Raw genomic sequence first — 13,682 nt, forward strand, 5'->3', positions numbered from 1 at the left:
CGTTCTCGGCCGCCCCTTCTCAGCCGCCCGTGCCCGCGGCCGGCAGCAGGGGCAGCAGTTCGGGGAGGTGGCCGTCGGACGCCTCGGCCGCCCGTACGCGCTCCTCCGGGACCTCCCCGTACAGCGTCGTGCGCGGCTTCGCCGGGCGGCCCGCCAGGTCCGCGATCGCGATCAGGTCCTTGACCGAGCGGTACGAGCCGTAACTGGAGCCGGCCATCCGGGAGATGGTCTCCTCCATCAGCGTGCCGCCCAGGTCGTTGGCGCCGGAGCGGAGCATCTCCGCGGCGCCCTCCGTACCCAGCTTCACCCAGCTCGTCTGGATATTGGTGATGTGCGGATGGAGCAGCAGCCTCGCCATCGCCATCACCGCCCGGTTCTCCCGGTCCGTCGGGCCCGGCCGGGCGATGCCGGCCAGATAGACCGGTGCGTTGGTGTGGATGAAGGGCAGTGTCACGAACTCGGTGAAACCGCCGGTCTCCTGCTGGATCCGCGCGAGCGTACGGAAGTGGCCGAGCCAGTGGCGCGGCTGGTCGACATGGCCGTACATCATCGTGGAACTCGACCGGATGCCCAGTTCGTGGGCGGTCTTCACGACCTCGATCCAGGTCGCCGTCGGCAGCTTGCCCTTGGTGAGGATCCAGCGCACCTCGTCGTCGAGGATCTCCGCCGCCGTGCCCGGGATCGAGTCGAGCCCGGCTTCCTTGGCGGCCGTCAGCCACTCGCGGATGGAGAGGCCGGTGCGCGAGGCGCCGTTGACGACCTCCATCGGGGAGAAGGCGTGGACATGCATGTCAGGGACGCGTTCCTTCACGGCGCGCGCGATGTCGAAGTACGCGGTGCCCGGCAGGTCCGGGTGGATTCCGCCCTGCATGCACACCTCGACGGCGCCGACGTCCCACGCCTGCCGCGCCCGGTCCGCGACCTGGTCGAGGGAGAGGGTGTAGGCGTCGGCGTCGGTGCGCCGCTGGGCGAAGGCGCAGAAACGGCAGCCGGTGTAGCAGACATTGGTGAAGTTGATGTTGCGGGTGACGACGTAGGTGACCTCGTCACCGACCACGTCCCGGCGCAGTTCGTCGGCGATCCGGGTCAGTGCGTCGAGCGCCGGTCCTTCCGCGTGGAGCAGGGCGAGGGCTTCGGCGTCGGTGAGCTTCGTCGGATCGTCGGCGGCCTGCCTCAGCGCCGTCCGTACGTCCGTGTCGATGCGTTCCGGGGCCATGCCGGGCGCCGCGGCCTCGCGCAGCGCCTCCCAGTCGCCGTACACCTCGTCGAAGTCGTCACGGCGGTCGGCCGTGCGGCCCTCGGTGTCGATGGTGCGGTGCAGATCCGTGCGGCCGGTGGCGGTGAAGCCCTCGTCCGGCTCCTGCCAGGGCAGACCGGCCGGTTTCACATCGGTGCGGGCCAGCCCGGTCGCCGGGTCGGCCAGCGCCCTGACGTGCGGCATCAGCCGCGGGTCGAGCCAGGGCTCGCCGCGCTGGATGAACTCCGGGTAGATCGTGAGCCGTTCGCGCAGCTCGAAACCGGACTCGGCGGTCTTCGCGGCCAGTTCGTCGATGTGCGGCCAGGGCCGTTCGGGGTTGACATGGTCGGGCGTCAGCGGCGAGACACCGCCCCAGTCGTCGATGCCCGCGCCGATGAGCAGGGCGTATTCGGCGTCCACCAGATTGGGCGGGGCCTGGATACGGGCGGAAGGGCCGAGGATGTGCCGGGCCACGGCGATGGCCGCCGCCAGCTCTTCCAGCTCGGCGTCCGGCATGCCGCGCATCGCGGTGTCCGGCTTGGCGCGGAAGTTCTGGACGATGACTTCCTGGATGCCGTGGTAGGCCCGCGCCGTCCTGCGCAGCTCGAAGAGCGAGTCCGCGCGCTCCTCGTAGGACTCCCCGATACCGATCAGCACCCCGGTGGTGAACGGGACGTTGGAGCGGCCCGCGTCCTCCAGCACCCGCAGCCGTACGGCGGGCTCCTTGTCCGGAGAGCCGTAGTGCGGACCGCCGGGCTCGGACCAGAGCCTGGTCGCGGTGGTCTCCAGCATCATGCCCATGCTCGGCGCGACGGGCTTGAGCCGCTGGAGGTCGGTCCAGGACAGGACGCCGGGGTTGAGGTGGGGCAGCAGCCCCGTCTCCTCCAGCACCCGGATCGCCATGGCCCTGACGTAGGCGAGGGTGTCGTCGTAGCCCTCCGCCTCCAGCCACTCCCGGGCCTCGGGCCACCGGTCCTCCGGCCGGTCGCCCAGGGTGAACAGCGCTTCCTTGCAGCCCAGTTCGGCGCCCTGGCGGGCGATCTCCAGGACCTCGTCAGGCGACAGGAACATGCCGTGTCCGGCCTTGCGCAGCTTGCCGGGGACGGTGACGAAGGTGCAGTAGTGGCACTTGTCCCGGCACAGCCGGGTCAGCGGGATGAAAACCTTGCGGGAGTACGTGATGACCCCCGGCCGCCCGGCCGCCGCCAGCCCCGCGTCCCGCACATGCGCGGCGGAGGCGGCCAGGTCGGTGAGATCGTCTCCGCGCGCCTGGAGCAGCACCGCGGCTTCCGCGACATCCAGCGCGACTCCGTCCCGCGCGCGTTTGAGGGCGCGTCGCAGGGCATTGGCGGTGGGTCGGGCCGGTCGTCCGGCCCCGGGATCCTCAGTCACGCGCGTCGTCATCCTTTGAGGATACGTACGATCGCGTCGCCGGGGCCGGGGCTGACGGGCCCCCTCATGGCCTGGAGACGCAGGTCACAGGCGGTTTGCCGGGGTTCACAGATAGCGAGCGAACTCGTCCAGCGCCCGCAGCACCTCGCTCTCGCCGGCCGGCGGCAGGTGCAGCACGACCTCCTCGATGCCCAGCTCCTCGTAGTGGGCCAGCTTGTCCGCGCTCGGCCGCACCGCGTACGGCACGATCTGGAGGGATCCCGGGTCCCGACCCGCCCGCTCCCAGGCCGCGCGCAGCGCCGGCGCCGACTCCGCGAGGCCCCGGCCGCCGATCGGCAGCCAGCCGTCGGCGTACTCGGTGATGTGCGAGAAGAGGTTCGGTCCCGCCGCGCCGCCGACCAGGACGCGCGGGGTGCCGCGTACCGGCTTGGGGTACGCGTGGCTGGCCCGGACCGACCCGAACTCGCCCTTGTGCGCGGTCGGCTCGGCCGCCCACAGCGCCCGCATCAGCGCCATCCGGTCCCGGATCAGCTCGCGGCGGGTGCTCCACTCCACTCCGTGGTCCGCGGCCTCCTCCTTGTTCCAGCCGAAGCCGACCCCGAGGGTGAAGCGCCCGCCGGAGAGGTGGTCCAGCGTCGCGGCCTGCTTGGCGAGACCGATCGGGTCGTGCTGGGCGACAAGGGTGATGCCCGTCCCGAGCGCCAGCCGTTCGGTCACCGCCGCGGCCTGGCCGAGGGCCACGAAGGGATCGAGCGTACGGCTGTACTCGCGCGGCAGTTCACCGCCCGCGGGATAGGGCGTCACCCGCTCCACCGGGATATGGGTGTGCTCGGGCAGATACAGACCGGCGAAGCCGCGCTGCTCCAGCTCGCGCGCGAGGCGCACGGGCGTGATCGTCTCGTCGGTGAGAAAGATCGTGGTCGCGATCCGCATGGGTGGGGCCCTCCGTCGGCACATGGGGTGGGCGGCCCGGCGCAGGCGTGGGCCGCACCTTGTTCCATGTCCCGGTTCCCTGTCCCGGACACCACACGACCGCGAAGAACCCGGAGGACCGCGCAGGACCCCGAAGACCCCGCGCACCGGGGCCGCTCGCGCCGCGGGTCAGGCGGCGGCCGCCGCCTCGGCGATCTGCTTCTCGTCCGGCGAGAGGCGCGGCGAGGCGAGCGTCACCACCACATTGGCCGCGGTGAAGAGCGCGGCGATGAGCAGGCCCCGGTGGAAGCCGTCGACGAGCGCCTGTTCCTGGGAGGCGCCGGCCGCCAGCGCGGCGCTGGAGTGGGACAGCGCGAGCGTGGTGACCACGGCGAGGCCGAGCGCGCCGCCCACCTGGTTGAAGGCCGTCACCACTCCGGAGGCGGCGCCCGCCTCGTGGTGCTCGACATCGACGACGGCGGCGATCTGGGCCGGGACGCCCAGGCCGATGACGCCGACACCGAAGAGGATCAGGCCGGGCAGCAGTTCGGTCGCGTAGCCGCCGTGCGCGTCCGCTCCCCTCAGCAGCGCCAGCCCGGCCACGCCGAAGAGCGCGCCGCCGAGCTGGACCGGCCGGGTGCCGAAGCGGTGGACGAGCCCCGTGGTGGCGACGGCGGCGGCGATGGCCGCGACCCCCATGGGCAGGAAGTGCACGCCCGCCTCCAGCGCGGAGTCGCCCCGCACCTGCTGGAGATAGAGGGACGTCATGAAGAACATGCTGAGGAACGCGGCGCCGTTGAGACCGAGAGCGGTGCTCGCGGTGGACAGCGCGCGGGAGCGGAACAGCCGCAGCGGGACGAGCGGCGCCTTGGAGCGCGCCTCCACGGCCAGAAAAGCCGTCAGCAGGACGACCCCGGCTGCCAGGAAGCCGACGACCTCGAAGGAACCCCAGCCCACCGGCTCGGCCCTGACGACTCCGTAGACCACGGCGAGCAGTCCGGTGGTGCCGAGCGCCGCTCCGGCCGCGTCGAAGTCGCGCTCCCCGGCGGCGACACCGGGGAGGTGCCGGACGACGGCCGGGGTGATCACGACGAGCAGGGCGACGACGGGCACGTTCACGAAGAACACCCAGCGCCAGTCGAGGGAGTCGACGAGCAGCCCGCCCACGACCACACCGAGGGTGCCGCCCAGCCCGGCGAGGCCGCCCCACACGCCCATGGCGATATTGCGCTCCCGGCCGTGCGGGAAGGTGACGGTCAGGATCGACAGGGCCGCCGGGGACAGCATGGCCCCACCGAGCCCCTGCACGGCGCGGGCCGCGATCAGGATCCCCGGAGATGTCGCCACCCCGGCGACCAGCGAGGTCACGCCGAAGAGCGCGAGGCCCGCGACGAACACCCGCCGGGAGCCGAGCAGATCGGCCGCCCGGCCGCCCAGCAGCAGGAAGCCGCCGAAGAGCAGGGTGTAGGCGCTGATGACCCACGGGAGGTTCTCGGCCGAGAAGCCGAGATCGGACTGTATGTCGGGAAGCGCGACGTTCACAATCGTCACGTCGAGCACCACGATGAACTGGGCGAAGGCCAGTACGGCCAGCGTGGCCCAGGGGCTGCGTCGCATGAGCTACCTCATTGAGAGCGGGACGGATGCATGCCTGCGGGCAGTCGCCCGGGCACCAGTATGCAGCGTAAGCATACGCCGTAAACATTGGTTGTCTGCAATGTATACTCAGGCAGTCCCGGGCAGGAAAGGGCACCTCAATGGCCGTGAAGGCGCGACTGAACAGGGAGACCCTGGTCTCCACGGCACTGGATCTCGCCGACGCCGAAGGGCTCGACGCGGTCACCACACGCCGGGTCGCCCAGCACCACGGCGTGACCCCGATGGCCCTCTACCGGCACTTCCGGGACAAGGAAGAGATCTTCGACGCGCTCGCCGAACGGCTCCTCGCCCAGGTGGCACTGCCGGAGCCCGATCACCGGCCGTGGCACGAGCAGACGCGGGACGTGTTCGACGCGTTCCTCGCGGCGCTGCGCCCGCACCCGGCGGTGGCGGGACTCGTGCTGAACAGGGTCCTCACCTCGGAGCCCGGCCTCGCCCTCGCCGAACGGACCCTCAGCCTGCTCGCCGAGGGCGGCTTCCCGGTGGACCAGGCCGCCGAGACGGGCAGTCAGGCGCTCTGCTCCCTCGTCACCCTCGTCATCACCGAACCCGGCAGGGGCGACGGCCCCGACCCGGAGACCCGGGACGGCACGGTCCGGGCCAAGCGGGCCGCGCTCGCCGCCCTGCCGCCCCGGCGCTACCCCCATGTCGTGGCGGCGGCGGACGCGCTCGCCTCCTGCGCGAGCGACGACGTGTACTACGCGCGCGGCACCGCGATGATCGTCGCCGGTATCCGGTCCGGGCCGGCCACCGCGGACCGCGCCGCCACCGGCGGCTGACCCGTCCGCGCCCGGACCTTGTTGACAGCCCTTCAGGCGAATCGTCCCGCCATCCTGTTGAGGGCTTGTGCAGACCGTCACTCACTGCTGACGCGCCCGCCCCCGACAAGGCAGACTGTCGACGGCGATACCGGCAGTAGCGGGGGCAGGGGGAGCTATGGACCGTGACGGCGGGCCGCGCGTACCGGAGCAGCGGGCTCCGGCCGTGCCGAGTGACACCGGCGAACTGCGCTTCAGCGTGCTCGGACCCGTACGCGCCTGGCGCGGCGGGCAGGCGCTGGCATCCGGGTCACCGCAGCAACGCGCGCTGCTGGCCGCACTGCTGCTGCGCGACGGCCGCACGGCCACCGCGGGTCAGCTCATCGACGCGCTCTGGGGCGACGAACCGCCGTCGCAGGCGCTCGCCGCCGTACGGACCTACGCCTCCCGGCTCCGCAAGGTGCTCGGCTCCGGCGTACTCGTCAGCGAGTCCGGCGGCTACGCCCTGCGGACCCGGCAGGACGCGCTCGATCTGAACGTGGCGCGGGAACTGACCGCCGACGCCGAGAAGGCACGCTCGGCGGGCCACCGCGCCCAGGCCCGCGCCCTGATCAACAAGTCGCTGAACCTGTGGGACGGCGAGCCGCTGGCGTCCGTCCCCGGGCCCTACGCCGAGACGCAGCGCGCCCGGCTGGAGGAGTGGCGCCTCCAGCTCACCGAGACCCGGCTCGATCTGGACCTGGAGCTGGGCTGCCACGCCGAGGCCGTCTCCGAACTGACCGCCCTGACCGCCGCGCAGCCGCTGCGCGAGCGGCTGCGCGAACTCCTGATGCTGGCGCTCTACCGCAGCGGCCGGCAGGCGGAGGCGCTCGCCGTGTACGCGGACACCCGGCGGCTGCTCGCCGACGAACTGGGCGTCGACCCGCGTCCCGAGCTGGCCGGGCTCCAGCAGCGCATCCTGCGGGCGGACGCGGAGCTGGCACGGCCGGTGGAGGAGGCGGCCCCGGTCCAGGCCCTCACCCGGCCCGCGCAACTCCCCGCGACCGTGCCCGACTTCACCGGCCGCGTCCCCTTCGTACGGGAGCTGGGCGACCGGCTCGCCGCCGCCGAGGGATCCGTGATGGCGGTCTCCGCGCTCGCGGGCATCGGCGGCGTCGGCAAGACGACGCTGGCGGTGCATGTCGCGCACGCCGCGCGGCCGCACTTCCCCGACGGCCAGTTGTATGTGGACCTCCAGGGCGCGGGCGCGCGGGCGGCGGAACCGGAGACCGTGCTCGGCACCTTCCTGCGGGCCCTGGGCACACCAGACACCGCGATCCCCGACTCCCTGGACGAACGCTCCGCGCTCTACCGCTCCGCGCTCGACGGCCGGCGGATCCTCGTCCTGCTGGACAACGCGCGCGACGCCGCGCAGATCCGTCCGCTGCTGCCCGGCACGCCCGGCTGCGCGGCGCTTGTCACCAGCCGGTCCCGGATGGTCGATCTCGCCGGAGCCCATCTTGTCGACCTCGATGTGATGTCGCCGGAGGAGGCCCTCCAGCTCTTCACCCGTATCGTCGGCGAGGAGCGCGTCACCTCGGAGCGCAAGGCGGCCCTGGATGTCGTCGCGGCCTGCGGTTTCCTGCCGCTGGCCATCCGTATCGCCGCCTCCCGGCTCGCGTCCCGCCGCACCTGGACGGTCTCGGTGCTGGCGGCCAAGCTGGCGGACGAGCGGCGCCGGCTGGACGAACTCCAGGCGGGCGACCTCGCCGTCAAGGCCACCTTCGAGCTGGGTTACGGCGCGCTGGAACCGCCGCAGGCCCGCGCGTTCCGCCTGCTGGGCCTGGCCGACGGCCCCGACATCTCGCTGGCCGCGGCGGCCGCCGTCCTGGACCTGCCGCGGCAGGACACCGAGGACCTGCTGGAATCGCTGGTCGACACGTCCCTGGTGGAATCCGCCGCCCCGGGCCGCTACCGCTACCACGACCTGGTCCGCCTCTACGCGCGCGCCTGCGCGGAACGGGACGAACAGCCCCCCGGAGAGCGCGCGTCGGCGCTGTCCCGGCTGCTGGACTTCTACCTGGCGACGGCCGCGCGGGCCTACGCGCTGGAGCGGCCGGGAGACCGCCTGGTGGAACACCTGGAGCCGACGGCGTACGAGGGCCTGCCCTTCACCGACCGGCACGACGCCCAGGACTGGCTCTACGCCGAGGCCAACTGCCTGCTGGCGTGCGTCCGCCAGTCCTCCGGCGCGGACACCCTGCGCCGGTCGGTGGACCTGCTGTGGGCGGCGCTGGACCTGGGCGAGTCGGGGGCCAACTCCAAGGAGTACGAGGCGACGGCGGCGGCCGTACTGGACTCCGCACGCGAGCGCGGCGACCGCTGGGCGGAAGGACGCGCCCTGATGACCCTGGCCAATGTCCACAGCGTCGCGGGCCGCTTCGACCAGGCCGACCGCGAAGCCGAACAGGCCATGCGGCTCGCCGAGGCGACCCGCGATCTGCCGCCGAGCTGCTGGGCACCGAACGTCCGCGGCATCATCGCGCTCTACCAGAACCGGCACGCGGACGGCGAACGGCATCTGACCACGGCCATCGAGAACTTCCGCCGCGACGGGGACCGGCCGGGAGAGGCGAGCGCGCTGTGCAACCTCTCCCGCATCCGGCTGGCCACGGGACGCACGGACAGCGCCGTCGCCCTCTCGCAGCAGGGGATCGACATCTACGACAGCATGGGCCACACGCTGCGCGGTGCGAACGGCCGCTACGCCCTGGGCCTGGCCCTCGCCCAGGGCGGCCAGCTCGCCGAGGCGACGGACCGGCTGCACGAGGCCCTGGAGGTGTTCCGGGACAGCCGGCAGAGACTGTGGGAGGGCATGACGCTCTTCCGTCTCGCCGAGGTCGATGTCTCCGCCCGCAAGATGGCGCAGGCCGCGTCCAGCGCGGAGATGGCGCTGACCATGCTGCGTGACATCGGCGGCGAATGGCGCCGGGGCAACGTACTGACCGTCCTCGGGCGCGCGCTCAACGGCATCGGACAGACCGGCCGCGCCCAGGTGTGCTGGCGCGACGCCCTCGCCATATACGACGCTCTGGGATCGCCCGAGGCGAACGAGGTGCGGGCGCTGCTGACGCCCCTGGCCGCCGCGTAGGGCCCCCGTCAGGCCGTTCATCGTTCGTTTATCACCACCCGGCATGGTCACACATGTCGATCCGTCGCGTCGGGGGGCAAACGGACCGATGATATGGCCGCGACGCTAAGGTAAGCGGCCCTGGTACGCCCGCCCGGCAGTCAACGGGGGAACAGCCGGGCGGGCTCGCCGGAGTCAGCACAAGAGCCATCAACGGGAGTAGACGATCATGGGCGACGCCAAGAAGAAGGACCCGGTCCTCAAGCCGCAGGACCAGCACGCCACCGGTACGGAGGACGCCGCGCTCACGACGCAGGACCAGCATGCGACCGGCGGCGAGATCGGCACGCTGGACCAGCACGCCACATCGGAGCCCTTCAAGCCCGGCACCTGATCAGCGACAGACCTTTCCCTCACGGGGGGCGGCCGCGGCGGCGCGGAGGGGGAGCCGTCGCGGCCGCCGCACATGACCGCCGGGGCGGGTCGGAGAGCGCCCGGCACACGGGGGGCCGGGCGCATCGCCCGGCCCCCCTGCTCGTCCCCCTTACCGGCCGTACGGCCTTACCGCCCCCGGCCGTCACGGCGTGCCACCGGCGCCCGGAGCGGTCAGCCGGCGAGTGACGCCGTCGCCTCGCACGTCCGCACCCGCGCCACCTTCTGCGGGCTGTCCATCGCGACCCGGACCGTCCTGGTCTCGCCGGCCTCCAGGGTCACTTCCGTGGCACCGGAATCGGCGATCGCGCCCGCCGCGTCCATAAAGGTCACCTCGACCTCATAGGCCCCCGGCACCCCGGCTGCCACCTCCAGCCGCACGGCCGCGTAGGTGACGGCCCTCCGCTTGCCCTTCGCCGGACGTACACAGGTGATCACCTCGGCACGGACACCGGAGGTCGCTGTCGGTGTCGGTGTCGGAGCATCGCTGTACGAACCGCCCGACGAGCCGTAGTCGTCGTCGTCCGCGTCGTCACCGGAGCCGTGGTGGCCCGAGTTCCCGTACGAGCCGTTGCTCTTCTCCGAGCTCGAACAGCCGCCGCCGTCGCCGCCCGACCCGCCCCTGCCTCCCCTCGACGACGAGAATCCCGTCAGGGCCATCACCACCGCGACCAGTACGGCCGCGAACTTCAGACGTCGGCGCAGCAAGGCCGAGCCCCTCCCCGTTGTCACGAAGGCACAGGGACCGGCCGTCCATGCACCTGCCAAACGCCGAGACCCTAACAAGGGCCGGGAAGACCCCCGCGGCCGCGTGGCGGGGCTCGGTCACCCGGCGTAGCGTCGGCAGCCAAGCGGAACGCGCACAGCCTTGTCACGCGGTCAAGGAGGCCGGAGGTGATCCGCAACATCATCGGTTCGGTCCTGGCTCTCGCCGGAGCGGCGGCAGCCGTGCTGAGCCCCTTCTACGCCTGGTTCGACGGCCGGCAGGGCCGTGACTACCGCGTCGGCGATCTCTTCACCGGCATCTCCGGCGGCGGCGCCGCGCTGTTCGCCTCGCTCCTGCTGCCCTTCGCGGTCGCGGCCCTGGTCACGTCGGCCGGGCTGGTACTGCGCTCCCGGTCACTGGTGACCCTGGCCGGGCTGATCGTCCTGGCCTTCACGGTCCTGTGGATGGTGCGCCAGGGACAGGCCGCGGGCGGTCTCACCGTCGACGGCAGCGGCACCGGGCTCGGCATCGGCGTCGCGGGCGCCCTGGGCGGCGGGATCCTGCTCCTGCTGGGCGCGCTGGTGATGAGCGGACGGCACCACCGCCGGCGGCGCACCCGGGACCGCGCGGCTGCCCCGGAGGTCCCGCACCCGCAGGACCGGGAGGACCGGGAGGACTGGGCACCCCACGAGCCCGACCGGTACGGCAGCGACCCGCACGGGTCCGGTGACTTCGACAGCAGCCGGCACGGCTCCGGTCACTACGAGGAGCCGCGGCACGAGGATCCCCGGTACGGACCCGGGAGGCCCGGCCCCCGGCGGTACGGCTCTCCGGGCGCTCCGCCCGGGACTTCCGAGCCGCCCGAGACCCCCGGGTCCGCCGGCTATCCCGGGTCCCTCGGGTATCCGGCGGAGGACGACACCCGGTCCTGGGACACCGGCCCGCCGTGGGAGAACGGCCCCCCGCCCCCCGACGAGACCCCGCGCCACTGACAGCCCGCCGCGGCCGGTGTCCGGCGCGGACCGTCAGGACCGGCTATCTCGACCCGCGGCCCGTCGCCGTGCCCTTGACCGCGTCCAGCGCGTAGACGCAGCGGTCCTTGCTGCACGCGTACACCACACCCCGGCGCGCCACCGGCGACCCCGTGATCTCCCCGCCCGTCGCCAGCTTCCAGCGCAACTGGCCACCGCTCGCGTCCAGCGTGTACAGCACATGGTCGGCCGAGCCGAAGTGCAGCCGGCCGTCGGCGACGACCGGTGCGCCGATGACCTCACCGCCCGCCGCGAAGCGCCACTTGGGCGTGCCCGTCACCGCGTCCAGCGTGTAGAGCGCGCTGCCGCTGCCGACATGGACATTGCCGTCGGCGACGAGGACCGGTTCGATCGACTGCCGGGACTCCGTCGCGATGCGCCAGCGGTCCTTGCCGGTGGCGGCGTCCAGGGCGTAGACCGTGCCGAGGTAGTCGGCGAGATAGACCCCGCCGCCCGTCACGGCCGGTCCCGGGGCGAAGGCCGGCGGCGAGAGGAAGACCGCCGGTGCCTCGAAGTGCCAGCGCACCCGGCCCGACGCGATGTCGACGGACAGCACCCGGGTGCCGGCCGAGACATACAGATTGCCGTCGGACGCGGGCCGCACCCGTACGGGCACCCCGCCGCAGGAGGCGGCGTCGCCGATGGGATAGGACCAGCGCTCGGCGCCCGTGCGCGCGTCCAGCGCCAGCAGCCGGGCGTCCTTCCACACGTACACCATGCCGTCGAAGATCTCGGGCCCGGCCTCCGGCGTCTCGAAGTCCGTCTGGGCCCCGGCCGTGTCCCACAGCTTCTCGCCGCTCGCCGCGTGCCACGCCTGGACGCCGCCACCGCGCGTACCGGTGACGACCGTGCCCGTGCCGACCTTGAGGGAGTAGACCCAGGCGTCGGTCTGGAGCCGCCAGCGCTCGCTGCCGTCCGCGCCGTCGAGCGCGTACAGCGTCGGCCCGTCTGAGGCGTGGATACGGCCGTCGGCGACGGCCATCGACCATGCCACGTCCCGTGTCTTGAACTGGCGGCGCCCGCTGGCCACGTCCAGCGCGTGCACCTCGAAGGAGGTGACATAGAGCAGATCGCCGTCGACGACCGGGGTGCCCCAGACGTCGTTGGACATCCGGAACCGCCAGGGCCGCCAGCGCGCCGGTTCGGCCGGCCCCTCGGGAGGCGCGGCCGGCGACGGCACGGCCGGTGCAGCGGCGGTGGCCGGCTCCCCGCCGAGCAGCCCGGCGGGCGGGCGGATCCAGCCGGTGGCGGGCCCGGCCTCGGCGGCGACGGTGCCCCGGCCGTCCCCGGCACGCGGGCCCGGACCGATCGGGACCGGCGAGCCGGACAGCCGGACCGGGCCGCCGGGCGGCGCGACCGGAGCCGCCGGAGCCGGGGCGACCGGTGTCCCGGCCCGGCCTGCGGCGCGCGGGCCGCCGTCGGGCTGCCAGGCGGCGTCCCAGTCGGGAGCGTGCGCGGGCGGCGGCGGTACGGCGGCCACGGGCTCCGGCGGGCGTACGGGAGCGGGCGGAGCGACCCGCCCGCCGGCCCGGCGCCGCTCGATCATCGCCGTGGCGCTGTCCGGCAGCCAGGCCGACGCCGTACCGCTGTCGTCGCTGCCCGACGCGAAGAGATGCGGCGCCAACTGCGCCTGGAGGTCGGCGGGCGTGGGCCGCCGCGCGGCGTCGAGCTGCATACAGGACTCGATGAGCGGCCTCAGCTCCTCCGGCAGCCCCTCCAGGTCGGGCCCCTCACGCAGCAGCATGAAGACCGTCTCGACGGGGTTCGCGCCGTGGTACGGGGCGTGGCCGGTCGCGGCGAAGACAAGGGTCGAACCGAGCGAGAAGACATCGCTGGCGCCCGTCACACTGCGCGAGTCCCGCGCCTGCTCGGGCGACATGTACGCGGGCGTGCCCACCGCGACATTGGTCATCGTCAGCCGGGTGTTGGAGACCCCGGAGGCGATACCGAAGTCGATGACCCGGGGCCCGTCCTCCACCACCAGGACATTGGACGGCTTCATGTCACGGTGGACCAGGCTGGCGCCGTGGATGGACTGGAGTGCCTCCGCGATCCCGGCGGCCAGCCAGCGCACCGCCTGGGCCGGCATCGGGCCGCACTCACTCACTATCTCCTCCAGTGAGGGCGCGGGCACATACGCCGTGGCCAGCCAGGGCACCGCGGCCCGCGGGTCCGCGTCCACCACGGCCGCCGTGTAGAAACCGCTGACCGCGCGGGCGGCCTCCACCTCACGCGTGAAGCGGACCCGGAACAACTGGTCCTCGGCAAGCTCCGTTCGTACGGTCTTGATCGCCACCCGGCGGCCCGACGTCGAGCGCGCGAGATAGACCAGCCCCATGCCGCCTGCTCCGAGTCGTCCCAGCACCTCGAAGGGACCGATACGCCTCGGATCGTGCTGCGTAAGCTGCTCCACTTGCCTGCCACCTCCCCGTGAGGGCCCCAAAGG

General features: G+C 73.1%; 9 protein-coding genes. 4 read left to right on the forward strand and 5 right to left on the reverse strand.

What is annotated here, in order from left to right; genetic code table 11:
• Positions 1-19: 19 nt before the first annotated feature.
• The 3 genes from ABZ707_RS09715 to ABZ707_RS09725 all read right to left on the reverse strand — a co-directional run bounded on the left by ABZ707_RS09715 (position 20) and on the right by ABZ707_RS09725 (position 5,158).
• Positions 20-2,629 (reverse strand): bifunctional FO biosynthesis protein CofGH, encoded by a 2,610-nt coding sequence (locus ABZ707_RS09715; protein ID WP_360170564.1) that lies wholly within the window; start codon positions 2,627-2,629, stop codon positions 20-22.
• 105 nt (positions 2,630-2,734) lie between these two features.
• Positions 2,735-3,562 (reverse strand): LLM class F420-dependent oxidoreductase, encoded by an 828-nt coding sequence (locus ABZ707_RS09720; protein ID WP_360170567.1) that lies wholly within the window; start codon positions 3,560-3,562, stop codon positions 2,735-2,737.
• A 168-nt stretch (positions 3,563-3,730) separates the two neighbouring features.
• A complete protein-coding gene (locus tag ABZ707_RS09725; protein WP_360170570.1) occupies positions 3,731-5,158 on the reverse strand; it encodes an MFS transporter in 1,428 nt (475 codons plus the stop codon).
• Positions 5,159-5,298: 140 nt separating this feature from the next.
• Here ABZ707_RS09725 and ABZ707_RS09730 point away from each other — a divergent pair, with 140 nt between their 5' ends.
• From ABZ707_RS09730 to ABZ707_RS09740, 3 genes are all read left to right on the forward strand, one after another.
• Positions 5,299-5,979 (forward strand): TetR family transcriptional regulator, encoded by a 681-nt coding sequence (locus tag ABZ707_RS09730; RefSeq protein ID WP_360170573.1) that lies wholly within the window; start codon positions 5,299-5,301, stop codon positions 5,977-5,979.
• Positions 5,980-6,136: 157 nt separating this feature from the next.
• Positions 6,137-9,088: a BTAD domain-containing putative transcriptional regulator gene (locus tag ABZ707_RS09735; protein WP_360170576.1), complete on the forward strand. Its 2,952-nt coding sequence runs from the start codon at positions 6,137-6,139 to the stop codon at positions 9,086-9,088.
• 208 nt (positions 9,089-9,296) lie between these two features.
• On the forward strand, positions 9,297-9,461 hold the full coding sequence (locus ABZ707_RS09740; protein WP_360170579.1) for a sigma-like protein: 165 nt from the start codon (positions 9,297-9,299) through the stop codon (positions 9,459-9,461).
• A gap of 212 nt (positions 9,462-9,673) precedes the next feature.
• Here the strand turns inward: ABZ707_RS09740 and ABZ707_RS09745 are convergent, their stop codons facing one another.
• Complete coding sequence (locus ABZ707_RS09745) at positions 9,674-10,207, reverse strand: hypothetical protein (protein WP_360170582.1); 534 nt, start codon at positions 10,205-10,207, stop codon at positions 9,674-9,676.
• A gap of 186 nt (positions 10,208-10,393) precedes the next feature.
• Here ABZ707_RS09745 and ABZ707_RS09750 point away from each other — a divergent pair, with 186 nt between their 5' ends.
• The gene (locus ABZ707_RS09750) at positions 10,394-11,197 is read left to right on the forward strand and encodes a hypothetical protein (protein ID WP_360170585.1); all 804 of its coding nucleotides are present in this window, start codon (positions 10,394-10,396) and stop codon (positions 11,195-11,197) included.
• Between the two features lie 43 nt (positions 11,198-11,240).
• On the opposite strand, the gene ABZ707_RS09755 is transcribed toward ABZ707_RS09750, so the two are convergent.
• The gene (locus ABZ707_RS09755) at positions 11,241-13,649 is read right to left on the reverse strand and encodes a PQQ-binding-like beta-propeller repeat protein (RefSeq protein ID WP_360170588.1); all 2,409 of its coding nucleotides are present in this window, start codon (positions 13,647-13,649) and stop codon (positions 11,241-11,243) included.
• Positions 13,650-13,682: the final 33 nt, after the last annotated feature.

Origin of the sequence: Streptomyces sp. NPDC006923, from assembly GCF_040635655.1 — a bacterium.
Taxonomy (GTDB): domain Bacteria; phylum Actinomycetota; class Actinomycetes; order Streptomycetales; family Streptomycetaceae; genus Streptomyces.

What these genes read in the sequence shown, in the direction of transcription:
- ABZ707_RS09740 (WP_360170579.1), top strand. Translation starts at nt 9,297, where the DNA reads ATGGGCGACGCCAAGAAGAAGGACCCGGTCCTCAAGCCGCAGGACCAG.
- ABZ707_RS09720 (WP_360170567.1), bottom strand. Translation starts at nt 3,562, where the DNA reads ATGCGGATCGCGACCACGATCTTTCTCACCGACGAGACGATCACGCCC.
- ABZ707_RS09725 (WP_360170570.1), bottom strand. Translation starts at nt 5,158, where the DNA reads ATGCGACGCAGCCCCTGGGCCACGCTGGCCGTACTGGCCTTCGCCCAG.
- ABZ707_RS09735 (WP_360170576.1), top strand. Translation starts at nt 6,137, where the DNA reads ATGGACCGTGACGGCGGGCCGCGCGTACCGGAGCAGCGGGCTCCGGCC.
- ABZ707_RS09730 (WP_360170573.1), top strand. Translation starts at nt 5,299, where the DNA reads ATGGCCGTGAAGGCGCGACTGAACAGGGAGACCCTGGTCTCCACGGCA.